Raw genomic sequence first — 17,186 nt, forward strand, 5'->3', positions numbered from 1 at the left:
TTATATTGTAATAAATTTGCACTTTAAATCAGTGAGTAATACAATTAATATAAAAATTTGTCATAAATGGTGATCATATGGAGAACTTTATTCAAAAATTAGAGGGGTCTTTATATAAAGGGTTTATTGATCAAAAACATAATCATCCCGGAATATATAAGCCGAAATTATTAGTAAACAATACGAAAAAAAATGAAAATGTTTTAAGCTCATTGTTAGAGGAGCTTGAAAATAGTACAGCCTTTATTTTCTCAGTGGCTTTTATTACAGAAAGTGGACTGGCGACTTTAAAATCACATTTCCTTGATCTTAAACAAAAAGGGGTTAAAGGACGTATATTAACATCTACATTCTTAAATTTTAATACACCAAAAGTGTTTAGAGAGTTAATGAAACTTGAAAATGTAGAAGTAAGATTAACAAAATTATCTGGTTTTCATTCAAAGGGATACATATTTGATAACAAAACGCATTGTTCATTAATTGTTGGTAGTTCAAATCTGACTGCACATGCTTTGAAGGTAAACTATGAATGGAACGTTAAGTTAACATCGCATGAAGATGGAGAGATAGTACAGCATTTTAAGAATCAATTTGAAGAAGTTTGGGAGCATTCTCAAGTATTAACTGAAGAGTTGATTGAAAATTACGAAACAATATATGAACAAGTTGCAGAAAATAAGTTACTAGATCGAGTTATAGAATTACCTGGTCAATATCATAATTCAATTGAAGAAGCTTTGAAAATTACTCCAAATAAAATGCAACAAGCTGCGTTAAAAGAAATACAAGCTATTAGAGAAGCTGGAAAAGAAAAAGGATTAGTTATCTCTGCAACAGGAACGGGGAAGACATATCTTTCAGCATTTGATGTCAGAAATTTTGCACCTAAACGGATGCTATTTATTGTTCATCGAGAGCAAATATTAAATAAAGCGAAATCAGATTTTCAAAAAGTTCTTGGTGGAGTAGATGAGGATTTTGGGATTTTATCAGGATCAAATAAGCAAATGAATGCTAAATATTTATTTGCGACGATCCAAACCATTTCAAAAGAGGAAAATTTACAGCAATTTGATCCTGGGCTATTCGATTATATTTTAATAGATGAGGTTCATAAAGCTGGTGCTAGTTCTTATCATAGAGTTATTGATTATTTTAAACCAAAATTTTTAATGGGAATGACCGCTACACCTGAACGTACAGACAATTTTAATATTTATGAGCTATTTGATTACAATATTGCTTATGAAATTCGTTTGCAAGAAGCGCTTGAAGAAGATATGCTTTGCCCCTTCCATTATTTTGGAGTAACTGATTTTGAATATAATGGTGAAAAGATAGATGACACTACGGTTTTATCTAAACTTGTTACGGAAGAACGTATAAATCATATAGTTGAAAAAATAAAATATTATGGTTTTTCTGGTGAGAAAATAACTGGACTAATGTTTTGCAGTCGAAAAGATGAGGCAGAACAATTATCACATGCTCTAAATAACAAAGGTTTTCGCACATTTGCATTAACCGGTGATCATTCCCAACAGGAAAGAGAACTGCGTGTGAACCAATTAGAAAATGGCATACTTGATTATATTTTAACAGTGGATATTTTTAATGAAGGAATTGATATTCCAAGTGTCAATCAAGTTGTCATGTTAAGACAAACTCAATCAAGCATTATCTTTATACAGCAACTGGGGCGTGGACTTCGAAAACATGATTCAAAAGATTTTGTTACGATTATTGATTTTATTGGAAACTATAAAAATAACTATTTAATTCCGATTGCTCTTTCAGGAGATAGATCGCAAAATAAAGATAATATACGTAGATATACAAACGACACAAGTTATATTAAAGGTATTTCAACGGTTAACTTTGAAGAGATTGCAAAAAAGCAGATCTTTAAAGCGATTAATAACAGTAATTTAACAGCAATGAAAGTATTAAAGGAAGCTTTTGCTGAGTTAAAAAATAGAATAGGCAGAATTCCATATCTATATGACTTTATCGTAAACCATTCTATTGATCCAGTTGTACTTGTAGAAGGATATTCAAACTACTATCAGTTTCTATTGAAAATGAAAGAAGATGTCCCTGCATTAACAGAGTACGAAAATAAAGTTTTAACAATGTTCTCATTGGAAGTATTAAATGGAAAACGTAAAAATGAAATTGTCTTGTTAAACTTATTACTAAAGCAAGAAAAAGTTGATAAAGATGAGTATGTAAAACAACTTGAAAAATCTAATTGCTTAACAGATGATGATACGATTACTTCTGTGCAGCGGGTTTTTGAATTATCGTTTTTCACACAGAATAACCAGAAAAAATATGGTGAAAAGCCAATTCTCGCATTGCAAGAAGATAATACGTACATGTTTAATGATCTAATCCGAGAAAGTTTAGAACAGAATGAATACTTCAAGTACATGGTAATGGACATCATTAAAAGTGCGAAAGAAAAGAACAAAAACTATGAGTGTGATAGTAACCTTACTATATATAAAAAATACTCAAGAAAAGATGCATGTAAACTTTTAAATTGGCACATTGATGAGACTTCAACTATGTATGGCTATAAAACTAAATACTCTACTTGCCCAATATTTGTCACATATCATAAAAACGATGAGGTAGAATCGAGTGTGAACTATGGTGATGAATTCCTAAATCAAGATGTTCTTAAATGGTATACAAGAAGTAATAGAACATTAAAGTCAAAGGAAGTTCAGACAATTATTGATGCTAAAGAAAATAATATTGATGTTCATATTTTTGTGAAGAAAGATGATGATGAGGGAAGCGACTTTTACTATTTAGGAAAAGCGAGACCCGATAAAACGAGTGTAGAACAAACTGAAATGCAAGATAAAAATGGGAAAGAACTACCTGTTGTTACGATGAATATGATTATGGAGAAATCGGTGGATAATAAGCTTTATGATTATATAAAGGATGGTAATGTTTTGTAGGTAGAATAAATTTTTAATGTTTGTATAGTCCAAAAATGATTAACAGGATAGTAGTATTAGTGGATAAGATAAGGCTATATCAAAATGGCATTGGAGAATGCTTTTGGTATGGCCTTATTTATTGGAGTATAATGTATTGTTTAAATAGTTATTGTATGCAAATAGAAAGAAAAGTACTAAATCTTGTATAATATAATCAAAGAATTACAATATTAACTATGGAGGAATTCAAATGCCAATCTACAACAAATTAGTAAGAGACCGTATCCCCGAAATTATCGAGAATAACGGAAAGACATTTACAACTAGAATACTAGATAAAAAAGAATATATAGAAGAAAAACCAAACGGAGGAAACCTCCATGCCAACCTACAACAAACTAATCAGAAACAAAATCCCCCAAATAATAAAAAACAACAGAAAAACACCCACAACAAGAATCCTACCCCAAGATGAATACATAAAAGAAATCTGCAAGAAAACACAAGAAGAATTAACCGAATACCTAGAAGCAGACACAAAAGAACATAAACTAGAAGAACCATCCAACCTCCTAAAACTAATAAACCCCCTAGCCAAACACGAAGGCACAACACTAGAAGAAATCAACAACATCCGCAAAAAGAAAGCAAAAGAAAGAGGTGGCTTCTCAGATCGAGTCTTCCTAATCAAAGTAACCGATAACTAACCCCTCAAAACCCCCTTACAAGCCCCTACCAAGTAATAAATCACTAAGAAAAAACACAACAAAAACAAAAACACCAACAAACACCGTAGTAGGAGTCAAAAAAAATTTGAAATAACACGCCAAAAACCTGGCCCTCCTTCCTATATATAGTACAAAGAGGGATTTTTCATTTTTGAATGGAGACAGGAGGAATTAGGATGGCGGTGTATCGTAATGTGCAGGTGAATTTTTGGCAGGATGATTTTGTTTTGGATTTGACGCCGGAGGAGCGGTATTTTTATATTTATTTGTTAACTTGTTCGAAGACGACGCAGTGTGGGATTTTTCCTTTTCCGAAGCGGTTAGCTGAGATGGAGACGGGTTATAACCGGGAGACTGTTGATAAGCTCTTGCAGCGCTTCATTGATTATGGAAAGATCCTTTATGATGCGGAGACGCGGGAGTTATTCATTTTAAATTGGCTTCGTTATAATCCTGTGACGAATACAAATGTGGAGAAGTGTGTGCTCCGTGAGCTGAAGGGTGTGAAGAATACGGAGTTTGTACATATGTTTTTGCAGAAGTGCGTAGAGGAGGAGCTGAATGTTCCGATGCTATTAGCGCATTTCGGTATGCCTAGTGATATGACTATGGATGATGTTGATCCAGTTTGCGAGGAGGCAGAGAAAGAAGAGAAAGAAGAGGATATAGAGGAAGAAACGGGAAGTAAGGTGTTCACGTTTTATGAACAACATTTTGGTAGTTTGTCTCCGTATACGGTAGAGGAATTGAATGCGTGGATGAATGATTTGTCAGAGGAGCTTGTGCTGAAGGCTCTTCAAATTTCGTATGAGAATAAAAATCGGAAGATGGCTTATGTGAAGGGGATTTTGAGGGGATGGCACGGGAAAGGATTTACGAAAGTGTCTGAGGTTGAGGCGGATACGGCTAAGTTTAGGAAGAAGGAGTCGTCTGTTAGTAGCGGAGAGACGGAGAATTTTTTGGCGAAGTGTGAGGAGTGGGAGAAGAATACGCCGTCAGAGGAAGAGTTGCAGCGCTTTTTAGCGGAACGCGGGTGGCGGCCATGAGTATTCAAAATGTAGAGGCGGAAAAGACGGTGCTAGGTTCTCTATTACTTGATGGAGAGCTTATGAAGGAGTGCCGTTTGACGGAGCACTATTTTTCTATGCCCGTGCACAAGTCTATATTTCAGTTAATGCGAAAAATGGAAGAGGAGGGGCAACCGATTGATCTTGTGACGTTCATTTCTAGAGTAGATCCGAATTTTTTGAAGGGGATCGGGGGAATGGAGTATTTTATAGGATTAATGGATGGTGTGCCTGCGACTAGTAACTTCTCTTATTATGAGGGGCTTGTTCGAAGTGCCTGGAAAATGTATCAGGCGGGTGTTCTCGGGCACAAGATGGGAGAGCGTCTTATTGCGGAGAAGAATGAGAAAATTATTGGTGAGACGATTACGGCACTTTGTGAGTTAGAGGAAAAGGACTGCGTATGTGAGTTTGATTTGAAGGATGCGTTAGTTGGTTTGTATGAAGAGCTTCATCAAGATACGAAAGAGAATACTGGTATTGAGACTGGTTATATATCGCTAAATAAAATGACGTGCGGATTGCAGGAAGGTGATTTCATTGTCCTTGGTGCGCGCCCTTCTATGGGAAAGACTGCGTTTGCGTTAAATGTTGGACTGCATGCGGCGAAGTCTGGAGCGGCGGTTGGATTGTTTTCGTTAGAGATGAGTAGTAAGCAATTGTTAAAAAGAATGGCTTCTTGCGTAGGTGAAGTGTCAGGTGGTAGGCTGAAAAATCCGAAGCACCGTTTTGCGATGGAAGACTGGGAAAAGGTGAGTAAGGCGTTTGCGGAGATTGGTGAGTTACCACTTGAGATTTATGATCATGCAGGTGTTACGGTGCAAGATATTTGGATGCAAACTCGTAAGTTAAAGCGGAAGCATGGTGATAAGAAGCTTTTAGTAATTGTAGATTATTTGCAGCTTATTACGGGAGATCCAAAGCATAAGGGCAATCGATTTCAGGAGATCAGTGAAATTTCACGTAAGCTCAAGTTGTTAGCGCGTGATTTAAATGTTTGTGTAATGGCGTTGTCGCAATTATCTCGTTCTGTAGAGTCGCGTCAAGATAAGCGCCCGCTTTTATCCGATTTAAGAGAGACGGGACAAATTGAGCAAGATGCGGATGTTATTATGCTTATGTATCGCGAAGATTATTACGATAAGGAAACGATGCAGAAAGAGATGACGGAGATTCATGTGGCGAAGCATCGGAATGGACCTGTGGGGAGTTTTAAGCTGAGATTTTTGAAGGAGTTTGGGCGGTTTGTGGAGAGGGTGAATTAGTGGGAGGGAGAAGCTTGTGTTTTGAAGAACGGAGTAGAAGCGGCTTCAATTATGAAAGGAAAAGAGAAAGGGAAGATTGTTCGTTTAATAATTGGAGGAAATACAGATCTTAAGACGGAAAATTTGTATATTATTTTCATTTTCTTTAGCGGTTCTGGTGCAAAGATAAAATAAAGCACTTCATTCATATTTGTATAAGCTAGAACATTGTTAACTCGTATCCCTATCCCTATCCTGTTTAAAGCAGGGAGAACCATCGCTAAAAATAGATTAGGTTATTACAAGGTAAAGGGAGTCCATTCTACTGAATTCCCTTTATTATTCCTTCTTTAATATCAACATGAATGTTTAACAAATCGTATTACTTAAAAATCTTTCGCAAAATATTAATTTTGTTCCTATACGGTGGAAATAAAAACCCTAAATCTATCCTTGAGCTTTTCTTTAAAATGCTTTTACGATGTGTAAAAGCATCAAAACTATGTTTCCCATGATAGGAGCCAAATCCTGCAGTTCCTACTCCGCCAAAAGGTAAGTGGAGATTAGCCATATGTGACATTGTATCGTTGACGCATCCTCCTCCAAAAGAAATTCGTCCTAATACCTGCTTTTCAACATTTTTGTTTTCAGTAAACACATACAAAGCTAACGGTTTGGGTTGGGTGTTAATCGTATGAATGACTTCATCTAAATCATTGTAATCCATAATTGGTAAAATTGGCCCGAAAATTTCTTCTTTCATAGCTGCATCATCCCATGATTTTACTTCAAGAAGTGTTGGTTCAATATATAAATGGCTTCTAGATGAATTTCCACCAAATACTATATAATTTTTGTCTTGCTCTAATATAGAAAGAAGTCTATCGAATTGTCTCTCATTAACAATTCGACCATAATCATTGCTTTTTAATACATCTGATCCATAAAAGTTTGTAATGATTTCTTTCATTTTCGAAATCAGTTTTACTTTGATAGATTTGTGTGCAATAACATAATCAGGTGCAATACAGGATTGGCCAGCATTTATGAATTTTCCCCAGATAATGCGCTTGGCTGCTATATCGAGGTTAGCGGTTTCATCGACAATAGCGGGGCCTTTTCCACCAAGTTCTAATGTTACTGGTACAAGATTTTTCGCCGCAGCCTCCATGACAATTTTTCCAACTTGAACGCTACCAGTAAAAAAGATGTGGTCAAAAGGTGCATGAATCAATAAAGAAGTTATTTCACTGCCTCCTTCAATTACACGAATGTATTGCTTATCAAACGTTTCACTTATTATTTTGTTCATTACAGCTGAAACATTTGGTGCATTTTCTGAAGGCTTGAGAACTACACAATTTCCTGCTGCAATTGCCCCAATGAGAGGTTCAATTAATGATTGAAATGGATAATTAAAAGGCCCAATAATTAGCACGGTACCATATGGCTCTTTTATTATGTAGCTTTTGGATGGTGCAAAATGAATAGGGGTTTTTACTTTTTGAGGTTTCATCCACTGTTTTAGATATTTCATTATAAAATTGATACTGTTAAATGCGAAACCAACTTCTGCAGCGTATGCTTCAAACTCGCTTTTGTGTAAATCTTGATATAATGCGCTCAGCACTTGACTTTCATATTTTTGAATAGAATTTTTTAGCTTTTCTAACTGTTTAAGCCGAAATTGAAGACTTCTTGTATGATCATGATGGAAAAATTGTCTATGTTCTTGAATAAGTTGTTGTATTTCATCAACCATTAGGAAATCCCTCCAATAGTAAGAAAATATTCACATACCATGTCCATCAATTGTATAAAGCATTTCAGCCACATATCCTATTTACTAATGCATCCGTTTGTTGATAAAAGTTACTGTTAAACTAAGGGTGATAATCTTTGAAAATTTCTCCTGTAGATCTGACGTTTTTTTGTTTACGTAAGTGGGATGTATTGGACTATAAATTATTATTAATTATCAGCTTTTGATGAATTAGAATTGTTTTCTAAAAAATAGGGGGGGCATTATTATTAATCAAACTTTATTCTAAACTAATATCAGCAACAGGAAATAAAATTCCTGTCGCTGAATAAAAGGCATAGCACAGTACGCTTCAGTCACCTGAATATTCTTCTGAGGGACAGATATTCACTTAGAAGTACACTTAGATTAAGAGAATAATACAAACGAATCCTCTTAATGTGGATGTGTAGTTATTTATTTTGGTAAAATATTTATTCCATATTTTTCTTGTAATTTACCTTCAGCAAACTCTTAAAATCCATCTCAGCAATCAACACACTTACTAATATAAGCGTCGCTCCTAAGTATCCTTTTCCGGTAAGTGTTTCACCTGTGAAAACGAAAGCAAAGCCTGCTGAAAAAACAGGTTCTAATGAAAAGATAAGGCCTGTATGTGTAGGCGTCGTGTATTGCTGGGCGATCACTTGCACGATGAATGCGACTGCTGTGCAGAATATGCTTAAGGCTAAGATGATTAGCCATGAGTTGGTTGTGCTAGGCAGTTTTGGCGTTTCTATAATGAATGAAAATATAAGACTAAATAGACCGACGAAACCGAGTTGTATGACTCCAAGTGCAATGGAGTTCACATGTTTTGTTACGCTGCCAGTAATGATGACGTGAATGGCATAAAATAAGGCAGACAGTATACAAAATATATCGCCGTTACCAATTTTGAATTCGCTCGTTAATGTTAATAAGCCGATTCCTATTATCGTTAAAATAATTCCTACTATAACTTTCTTTTCAGGAATGTGTTTTAAAAATATAGCTGATAATATTGGAATAAAAATGACTGTGAGACATAGTAAAAAACCGGCATTAGAAACGCTTGTATACTTTGTACCGAAAGTTGCGAAAATGTAAACGATAAATAAAACAGAAGCGAGTATAAATGCATATTTTACCGTTTTAAAATTGATTTTGAATACATGTTTGTAAAATATTAAACCTGATAAAAGAAAGGCAATAATAAATCGTAATGCGATTAAATTGTATTCTTCTATGCCTTCGAGTCCAACTTTTGTAAGTAAGATAGATGCACCCCAAAAGAATGTAACTAGTAGTAGCCCTAAATCTGCTTTTAATTGTAGTTTCATTTCTATTCCCTCGTTATGTATAAATTTTATAATTCCATACCCCTATCCCCATTTTATATTTTAATATTAATTCTGAATATTTAAAACGTAAATTTATCGACGGTTTTTTCTTTTCCGCATAATTGGGAAGTAATAGTATGTATAAAAAAAGCCCAGTTTAGAAGGGCTTTTTTTCTATGTAAAATTTCATTTGTTTTGTTTACATAATATCTTTACAATTATTTGATAAAATAAACTCAATTGCGTATTGTGAGGGTGGGTGGTTATCCCTTCTTTCTATTTGGAAGGAAAGGAGGTGATAATATGGAGGTTTTGTTTGAACTTGTAAAAGAGTTTGTCAAAGCGACTGTGCGCGAAGTTTCAGCGTATTTTTTGCGGAAGCAACTTCTAGATAAGGACAACAAAAAACCCACTCCGCGCCGTAGGAAGCAGAAGGGTGGGTTTCGTAAAAAGAAATAGCTTATAATAACTACCACTCATACGGTAGCAGTTAGGGAAGAGATGTTATCGCATCTCTTCTTTTATTATATGCCATTTTATTTGATGTCATACTTATATAGCATTCTACCGAAAATATATCATATTCCTATTTTGTGGTCAATTTGATTGCATAATTGAAAAGGTGTAGTCTTATGCCTCTTCAAACTGAAAAATATCCCGATTAATAAGTTGATGGAGATATTGGTCCATTTCAGCAGCAGAAACGCTTCTTTCATTTTTAAACCACCATGCGCTTAATGAGGTGATCGCCCCTGAATAAAATTCAATGATTAAATCATTTGGCATCGTATAATTTTTACAAAGTTGATTTAAAGCTTCTATTTCTTGTTTTCTCGTTTCGTGACTTAAATATTGTGCACGGCTAATAAATTGTTCATCAGACATTTGCGTTTCTAATATTTTACCGATTTCTTCATGATGTAGGAATTGTTCCATTACTTGAAATGGTTTACTTAATCGATCTGAAACCGGTATTTCAGCAATCATCTTGCCGTATCGTTTAAATCCAAATGTTAATAAAGCATCTTTATCTTCAAAGTGTTTATAAAAGGTTGTTCGGTGTACCATCGCACGATCACAAATTTGGTTAATCGTGATGGTACTATATTTTTGTTTTGATTGCGTCATTAATTCGAATAAGGAATCCCATAGTAATTTATGTGTACGTCTAATACGTAAATCAAGTTGTTTTTCATTATCATTCATCTACAATTCTCCTTTTTTGTAGATTAAGTATACAATGGCTGAAAATTGATTCTCCCTTTTTAATCTACATATGTATATTATATTACATGTGTTCGTGTTTATATAAAGCTTTTTAAGTAAGAAACAGGAGGAGAATTTGTAAATGAATATGACAACTAAGAGCCCTGCAAGTGGCAAAGTTGATACTTCTAATATAAAACATACCCCCATTTTAATTGCATTACTTCTAGGGGCAATGGTTGCATTATTAAACGAAACGTTACTTGGTAATGCATTAACGGTATTAATGAAAGAATTTGACGTAACAGCTTCAACGATTCAATGGCTTTCTACAGCTTACATGTTGGTGGTTGGGGTTTTAGTCCCAATTACAGCATTACTTCAGCAATGGCTCACAACGAGACAGATGTTTTTGATCGCTATGGTAACATTTTTAGTCGGTACATTAATTGCGGGATTCGCACCGACATTTTCCGTTTTATTAGTCGGCCGTATCGTCCAAGCTGTAGCGACGGGGTTAATTTCACCGTTATTAATGAATACGATTTTAATCATTTGTCCGCCTGAAAAACGTGGTGCCACAATGGGATTAATCGCACTTGTGATGATGTCTGCTCCGGCAATTGGTCCTACATTATCTGGAGTAATCGTTGACTCACTGAATTGGCGCTGGTTATTCTATATTGTTATTCCTATCGTGATCATTTCAATTATGATTGGGATGAAGTACATTCATAATGTTTCAGAGTTAACAAGGCCAAAAGTAGATTATCCATCTATCCTTTTATCGACATTAGGATTTGGTGGGCTTGTGTATAGCTTTAGTGCATCGGGTGATTTAGGATGGTCCGATGCGAAAGTGTATGGCACTTTAATTGTTGGGCTTATCTCATTATGTATTTTCGTCGTTCGACAATTGAAAATTGAGAATCCAATTTTAGAATTACGAGCATTTAAAGTCCCGATGTTTACATTATCAGTTGGATTAATCGTCATTGTGATGATGTCGTTATTTTCAACGATGACTTTATTACCGATGTTCCTGCAAACAGTTTTACTCGTTACAGCCTTTAAATCAGGAATCATCATGCTTCCAGGAAGTATTATTAGCGCCATAATGGGACCAATCGCGGGTAAACTATTTGATAAATTTAGTCCGAAAGTTATTATCGTTCCTGGCATTGTATTAGTAGGGATTGCAATGTTCTTATTTAAAGACATTACGCCTGACACATCAATGTTACAAATTATTGTCATGCATAGCGTATTAATGGTTGGACTCATGTTTGTCATGACAGCACAAACATACGGCTTAAATCAATTAACACCAGATCTATATCCGCACGGAACAGCGTTGTTTAATACGTTACAGCAAGTAGCTGGCGCAATTGGTACAGCTATATTTATATCGAAAATGTCTTCAGGAACAACTAAGTATATGGAAAGCTCTGCAAACCCAATGGACCCAGTGGAGAAGTTAAACGGTTTAACGTCAGGGTTCCAAGGTGCATTTGCACTTGGATTAATCTTTATTGTTGTTGCTTTTATCGTATCGCTATTCTTAAAAGAAGAGAAAAAGGGAGTAGAAGTAAAGGGGGTTTTACAGAACGAAAATTAAGTTTTATATAAAAAGACATCTTTACGATTAAAGATGTCTTTTTATATTTCTTTCGTAATAATAGTTCAAACAGCCGAGGGAAATGTGGTGTATGTATTGTCTGTTTTTTAGTAAGAAGAACTATTGAGAATAACGATGTAAAGCTTTACTAATAACTAAAAGTCCAATAATGAGGGAAAGTGTTCTTATAATAAGCTCTGCAACTAATAAGTCACCCATCGTTTTAGTGACATCATACATAGTCCCTGTAATGAGAATAGGTGCGATCATAATGGTAATTCCAATTACTATTTGAAGAAGTAAATTCACGTTTTTACTCAAGATAATCACCTCTAAAAATATTATAAAATAAAATATTTAATTTTCTGTATTATATATTTATTATACTGTGTCGAATTAAGATTATGGTAATGTTTCTACTAGCTACAAAGAGGTGTCACATAGTTATAAGGTGACACCTCTTTGTAGCTAGTAGAAATTAAAGATGCTTCAATAATATAGCGATCTGGGGCATCACCGATGTAGTTAAAGGGGTAACAAGTTGTTAATGTTGGTTTCTCTTTTTTTACAATGACAGTTCGATCTTCTGCATCTGTTATCCAATGGGTGTTAACCTTACATTTCCTCCGTAACGTCATACCGCAACAACTGCCCCTGATCATAAAACTTCTCAAAAATAAGTCCCATTACATAGAAGAATACTAGACCGAAGCAAATGTGAATGAGCGTAAAAGTAGCTCCAAATGAAGAAAATTCATATACGATAATTGGTAATTTTGCAGTTGTCCAAACGCCTAAGAAAAATACGATGTATTTAATGCTCGCACCTTTTTTCAAAAGTAATGCGGCGATTGGAAAGGCGACATAGAGGGGACCAGCTGCAATTCCGCCTAATAATAGAGAGAATAAGATACCATATATGCCCGATTTTTCGCCCATATATTTCATTAACGTCTCTTTCTTCACCCATTGATCAAGTAACCCTACAAATAGTAGGACAGGAGGAAGGAGAAACAGCATATCTAAAATGCTATTCCCTGTTAGTTGTAATGCCGCCTTGCCTAAAGATTGATTTATAAAAGTTAATATAAAGAGCCCCAGTAGTAAAATGAAAAAGAAGCGATATCTTTTTAGTTCGTTCATACCATCACCACCCAAATGATATAGGAGAATAGGAGAGACATGAGTAATGCAGATGCATTACGTGCGTAAGCGAAGCTTCGCCCAAATATCTTTTGTTCCATCGGCATAGTTGTAAGCCCTACTGACATGAGTGTAGACATAAGTGCCGCAACTTGAGGAAGACCTGCACCATGTTGAACTAATGTATTTCCAAGAGGGAATACGACAAAGCTTGGGATGAGTGCCACAGAACCGAGGATTGCAGAATAAATAATACCTAACAATCCGGACTGCTCTCCAATGATGGAAGAGATGAAGGACGGCGTTAATACGGAAAGTGATAAGCCAACGAAAAGCATGATGGAGAGCATGGCAGGTAGAAGATTGCGAAACATTTTCCATGACTTCATTAGAGCTTTTTTCGTTTTATTACGATCTTTCATAAAAGAAATTCCCGTAAGGACAATGGCTAAAGTGTAAAGGATCATACCGTTAATCATGATCGGATTCCTTTAAGTCTTTATATTTGTCTAGGAAAAAGGATAAGTTCTGCATTTTTTCTTCAATATCCATTTGAAAATCTGCTAATTGTTCCTTTCCAGCAGGCGTAATTTTGTACATCTTTCTCGGTTTATCTTGATGAGCTGTACTTACATAAGATTCAATTGCACCTTCGTTTTCTAATTTCTTTAGTGTGCGGTATAGGATGGCACTATCGATTGGATTGACCGGAAGTTCTTCTGCACACTTTTGCAATAGTTGCCCGCCATAGTGATCCCTCTCGGCTAGAAATAATAAAAGGAATGCCCCTGTATGTCTTCCTGTATGTTTCATAAATAGACCTCCTAAAATAGATTATGTTACTGTTAATAACAGTATACTGTCGTTAACAGTATATGGTGAATGAAATGCTATGTCAATTTTAAAATGTGCAATTTTTGAGAAGGAACATAACAATAAATATGAAACAAACAATACAATGGGGGTGCACTTCATTGTGAAAGTAGCCTTTAGTGCTGGGAAATTACTATATGAAGTAATATGTATGTAGAACATAAAAAAAGACACTCTCAAGAGTGCCTCTCCTTAGCAGCCGAATCCGCCGCCCCAACAGCTAGCTCCAACGATGATTAATAAAATAAAGAGTACAACAAGTAGGGCGAATCCGCCGCCGAAACCACAGCCTCCACCACAACTACCGCCATAACCCATATTAACTCCTCCTTCCATAATGGATTTAATTCACTTTATGTTTTTACGGATAAACTTGAGCAGGTCCTTTTGAAAATAAAAGTAGTTGGGATTTTATCCCGCATTAACGTGCAATAAAACTCCCGCCCGAAAATCCGGCTGGAGCAAAGGAGTTAGGTGGGATTCGGGCTGATTAAAGTTTCACTTTATAAGAGTTGACGAATTTATTTTTGTCACCGGTATTCCGTCGTTTACATATTGTATTTTATTCTGTGTATTGGGAGAAGGAGGATCTTTATGGCTAATTCTGAGATGATTTTACGCTTACTTACAGATTTAAAGATTGAACAGCAAGCTTTAAGAGAACAGCTGGAGAAAATGCAAACAGCTTTGACTATTCTTGAAGAAAAACCAAACACTCCTGAAGAGAAATCAACTATTATTGAAGAAAAATCAGCTGTTACAAAGCAAAGAGCTTATTCTGGACGCCCAACATCTTTTCGTGATTGGAGAGCATCAACTCAAAAGAATTCATAAAAATATAAGAAAAGAAGACATCCATTAAGGTGTCTTCTTTTCCTTGTACAATCCAAATGCGATTAGAAGGTATATCCATATTGCTTTAAAACTAAGAAGAAAATAACAATTATCGACTCCAGTTTTAGTATAGCATGTAATAATAAATAATTTTATGTAATATTGCATATATAGATTAAAGAATATTTATTCGTATATATTTTAGTTGTCTGTTATTTCTTTTCATTCGTTTACTTATATTATTTTTTGAGCGCTCCAGTAATGGGGCCTTTTTTTTTAGTTATTATTCATGCAGTTCGATTGCTTTACATTGAAATTTTTATGGTAGTTTTATTAAGAAATAGATTTATATCTTTTAGGGCAGAAATGAGAACTACTCAAATGCGGAATGATATACTTGAGTGGTTTTGTGTATGTAATATTATTTATAAAAGTTTACAATAATATAAATATATGACCTTTTACTTTTCTCCTATATCATATATGATATAGTCTGGGACGCCACTGCACTTATGTATATTTAGGAGAACTAGAATGAATAGGAATGATTACACTCAAAGGTTACTATTTAACGAACCTATTGTTTGAATGTAAATCTAGTGTATTGAATATTTGGGATATATAATGTATAAAACAAGAGAGAAGTTAATTTTACTAATGCATTGTAGTAAGTTTCCGAAAAATCTGTTCTTTAATTTTGGTGGTATCAGATGCATGAAATGAATGTTCTATTTCATAAATCTGGAAGTGAAAAAATCATGTATAGGGGAGGAAGGTATTACTACTAATCTAGTAAAATATACCGTAATAACTATGACAAGAAATCTAGGAAAATACGTAATTACTTTAACAACAGGACTAACTTTATTATCAACTGTGCCATTAACAACTTTAGCAGAAGAGAGTGTTAATCAACCGAATCAATTGTCAATTGCAGACGGAGAAAAAGACGCACATGTTCATGGTGATATAGAGACCGTTAAAGAAGCTAAGACAGGAAAAGTCACAGAAGCGGAAGCTTTAAAAAATATTGAAAATGCGTTTAAAGATGTAGATGGTAAAGGAGATGGAAGCTCTCGCTCTATGCAACCCAAAATGCGTAGTTCTAACCGTATAGGGTATTCAGCAGCAGACCCATCAGCAACGAAGAAAAGTGGAACAATTAGTGGAATTCCGTTTGTAGAGTGGATTATACCAGCTGGTAACACAGATATTCGACCTGCAAACCCAATGAAAGCAAAGTATATTACGATTCATGAAACAGCAAATACGGCACCAGGTGCGAATGCTGAGAGTCATGCAAAGTATTTATACAATCAAGCAACAAGCGGCACTGTTAGAACTGCTTCTTGGCATTTTACTGTAGATGATAAAGAAATTTATCAGCATCTACCAACAAATGAAAATGGCTGGCATGCAGGTGATGGTGGTACAGGTACAGGAAACAGAGAATCAATCGGTATTGAGATAGCGGTTAATCAAGATGGCGACTATAATAAAGCGGTAGAAAACGCGAAAAAATTAGTAGCGCATTTAATGAAACAAGAAGGAATCAGCGCGAGTAATTTACGACGCCATGAACAATGGAGTGGAAAGAAGTGCCCTGATATTATTATCACAAGGGGGACTTGGAATTCATTTGTAGAAGGCGCTAATGGATATCTGAATGGGGGTACTGGAACGAATCCTCCGTTAGTAGACGAAAAAGAAGATGTAGATGGTAACGAAACAAACCCAGCTGAGCCAAATATTGAGTTAGAAATCACTGGTACAAGCGTGAATGTTCGTAGTGGTGCAGGAGTGAATTATGGAGTTGTCCGCATTGCTAAGAAGGGTGAAAAATACAAAGTGTTATCTATTAAAGATGGCTGGTATGAAATCAAGAAAGGTGAGTGGGTGAAATACGATCCAAGCTGGAGTAAGCTCACTAACAATGCTCAAGATAAAGACCCTAATACAACAAAAGAAGGTTGGGTATTTAAAAATAACAATTGGTATTATACAAACAGTGATGGCAAAATGGCTACCGGTTGGAAAAATGTTGGTGGTGCATGGTATTACTTAAATAGTAGTGGTGCAATGGTAACAGGTTGGCAATCAATAGGTGGTGCATGGTATTACTTAAATAGTAGTGGTGCAATGGTAACGGGTTGGCAATCAATCGGTGGTAAATGGTATTACTTAAATAGTAGTGGTGCAATGTTAACGGGTTGGCAATCAATAGGTGGTAAATGGTACTACTTAAATGGTGAAGGTGCAATGTTAACGGGCTGGCAATCAATAGGTGGTAAATGGTACTACTTAAATGGTGAAGGTGCATGGTTAAAATACACACAAGCGATCGGTGGTGAAGGGTCGTCCTGTAGTGGGGCGTGTGCGGGTTTATGATG

At 35.3% G+C, this 17,186-nt stretch carries 17 protein-coding genes and 2 pseudogenes; 10 read left to right on the plus strand and 9 right to left on the minus strand.

Annotation, left to right across the window (positions count from 1 at the left end; all coding sequences use genetic code 11):
• The first annotated feature begins 77 nt into the window (after positions 1 to 77).
• From JDS98_RS27275 to JDS98_RS27295, 6 genes and pseudogenes are all read left to right on the plus strand, one after another.
• Positions 78 to 2,978 carry a DEAD/DEAH box helicase gene (locus JDS98_RS27275; protein ID WP_098911705.1) on the plus strand — a complete coding sequence of 967 codons (2,901 nt, stop codon included), beginning with the start codon at positions 78 to 80 and terminating at the stop codon, positions 2,976 to 2,978.
• 232 nt (positions 2,979 to 3,210) lie between these two features.
• Positions 3,211 to 3,318 (plus strand): annotated as a pseudogene (locus JDS98_RS30400) (nucleoside triphosphate pyrophosphohydrolase); the annotation flags it as partial.
• Positions 3,319 to 3,340: 22 nt separating this feature from the next.
• Positions 3,341 to 3,667 (plus strand): nucleoside triphosphate pyrophosphohydrolase, encoded by a 327-nt coding sequence (locus JDS98_RS27280; protein ID WP_097959706.1) that lies wholly within the window; start codon positions 3,341 to 3,343, stop codon positions 3,665 to 3,667.
• A 197-nt stretch (positions 3,668 to 3,864) separates the two neighbouring features.
• On the plus strand, positions 3,865 to 4,734 hold the full coding sequence (locus tag JDS98_RS27285) for a DnaD domain-containing protein (RefSeq protein WP_199632926.1): 870 nt from the start codon (positions 3,865 to 3,867) through the stop codon (positions 4,732 to 4,734).
• Positions 4,731 to 6,020 carry a replicative DNA helicase gene (dnaB, locus tag JDS98_RS27290; protein ID WP_199632925.1) on the plus strand — a complete coding sequence of 430 codons (1,290 nt, stop codon included), beginning with the start codon at positions 4,731 to 4,733 and terminating at the stop codon, positions 6,018 to 6,020. Before JDS98_RS27285 ends, dnaB begins: the two co-directional genes overlap by 4 nt.
• A 21-nt stretch (positions 6,021 to 6,041) precedes the next feature.
• The gene (locus JDS98_RS27295; protein WP_000788475.1) at positions 6,042 to 6,194 is read left to right on the plus strand and encodes a hypothetical protein; all 153 of its coding nucleotides are present in this window, start codon (positions 6,042 to 6,044) and stop codon (positions 6,192 to 6,194) included.
• A gap of 187 nt (positions 6,195 to 6,381) precedes the next feature.
• On the opposite strand, the gene JDS98_RS27300 is transcribed toward JDS98_RS27295, so the two are convergent.
• Positions 6,382 to 7,761: an aldehyde dehydrogenase gene (locus JDS98_RS27300; protein ID WP_070172799.1), complete on the minus strand. Its 1,380-nt coding sequence runs from the start codon at positions 7,759 to 7,761 to the stop codon at positions 6,382 to 6,384.
• Between the two features lie 473 nt (positions 7,762 to 8,234).
• Complete coding sequence (locus JDS98_RS27305; RefSeq protein WP_000776051.1) at positions 8,235 to 9,122, minus strand: DMT family transporter; 888 nt, start codon at positions 9,120 to 9,122, stop codon at positions 8,235 to 8,237.
• A 303-nt stretch (positions 9,123 to 9,425) separates the two neighbouring features.
• On the opposite strand from JDS98_RS27305, the gene JDS98_RS27310 reads away from it, so the two are divergent.
• Positions 9,426 to 9,581, plus strand: coding sequence for a hypothetical protein (locus JDS98_RS27310; RefSeq protein ID WP_199634529.1), 156 nt, complete (start codon positions 9,426 to 9,428; stop codon positions 9,579 to 9,581).
• A 171-nt stretch (positions 9,582 to 9,752) separates the two neighbouring features.
• Here JDS98_RS27310 and JDS98_RS27315 read toward each other — a convergent pair whose 3' ends face one another.
• The gene (locus JDS98_RS27315) at positions 9,753 to 10,328 is read right to left on the minus strand and encodes a TetR/AcrR family transcriptional regulator (protein WP_199634530.1); all 576 of its coding nucleotides are present in this window, start codon (positions 10,326 to 10,328) and stop codon (positions 9,753 to 9,755) included.
• 142 nt (positions 10,329 to 10,470) lie between these two features.
• On the opposite strand from JDS98_RS27315, the gene JDS98_RS27320 reads away from it, so the two are divergent.
• Complete coding sequence (locus tag JDS98_RS27320) at positions 10,471 to 11,946, plus strand: MDR family MFS transporter (protein ID WP_199634531.1); 1,476 nt, start codon at positions 10,471 to 10,473, stop codon at positions 11,944 to 11,946.
• A gap of 120 nt (positions 11,947 to 12,066) precedes the next feature.
• Here JDS98_RS27320 and JDS98_RS27325 read toward each other — a convergent pair whose 3' ends face one another.
• From JDS98_RS27325 to JDS98_RS27350, 6 genes and pseudogenes are all read right to left on the minus strand, one after another.
• Positions 12,067 to 12,267, minus strand: a complete 201-nt coding sequence (locus JDS98_RS27325) for a hypothetical protein (RefSeq protein WP_000042281.1) — start codon at positions 12,265 to 12,267, stop codon at positions 12,067 to 12,069.
• Positions 12,268 to 12,365: 98 nt separating this feature from the next.
• A pseudogene (locus tag JDS98_RS27330) lies at positions 12,366 to 12,563 on the minus strand (sortase family protein); the annotation flags it as partial.
• Positions 12,562 to 13,089: a permease gene (locus JDS98_RS27335; RefSeq protein WP_141523555.1), complete on the minus strand. Its 528-nt coding sequence runs from the start codon at positions 13,087 to 13,089 to the stop codon at positions 12,562 to 12,564. The pseudogene JDS98_RS27330 and the gene JDS98_RS27335, both read right to left, overlap by 2 nt.
• Positions 13,086 to 13,568, minus strand: a complete 483-nt coding sequence (locus JDS98_RS27340; protein WP_098138396.1) for a hypothetical protein — start codon at positions 13,566 to 13,568, stop codon at positions 13,086 to 13,088. The genes JDS98_RS27335 and JDS98_RS27340 overlap by 4 nt, the downstream gene beginning before the upstream one ends.
• Positions 13,561 to 13,902: a PadR family transcriptional regulator gene (locus JDS98_RS27345; protein ID WP_098107022.1), complete on the minus strand. Its 342-nt coding sequence runs from the start codon at positions 13,900 to 13,902 to the stop codon at positions 13,561 to 13,563. Before JDS98_RS27345 ends, JDS98_RS27340 begins: the two co-directional genes overlap by 8 nt.
• Positions 13,903 to 14,154: 252 nt before the next feature.
• Positions 14,155 to 14,280 (minus strand): YjcZ family sporulation protein, encoded by a 126-nt coding sequence (locus JDS98_RS27350; protein ID WP_000540377.1) that lies wholly within the window; start codon positions 14,278 to 14,280, stop codon positions 14,155 to 14,157.
• A gap of 276 nt (positions 14,281 to 14,556) precedes the next feature.
• Here JDS98_RS27350 and JDS98_RS27355 point away from each other — a divergent pair, with 276 nt between their 5' ends.
• Complete coding sequence (locus JDS98_RS27355) at positions 14,557 to 14,796, plus strand: preprotein translocase (protein ID WP_140158602.1); 240 nt, start codon at positions 14,557 to 14,559, stop codon at positions 14,794 to 14,796.
• 813 nt (positions 14,797 to 15,609) lie between these two features.
• Positions 15,610 to 17,184, plus strand: a complete 1,575-nt coding sequence (locus JDS98_RS27360; protein ID WP_242480993.1) for an N-acetylmuramoyl-L-alanine amidase — start codon at positions 15,610 to 15,612, stop codon at positions 17,182 to 17,184.
• The last annotated feature ends 2 nt before the right edge of the window (positions 17,185 to 17,186 follow it).

The organism is Bacillus cereus group sp. N11 (assembly GCF_016483605.1).
GTDB lineage: Bacteria > Bacillota > Bacilli > Bacillales > Bacillaceae_G > Bacillus_A > Bacillus_A toyonensis.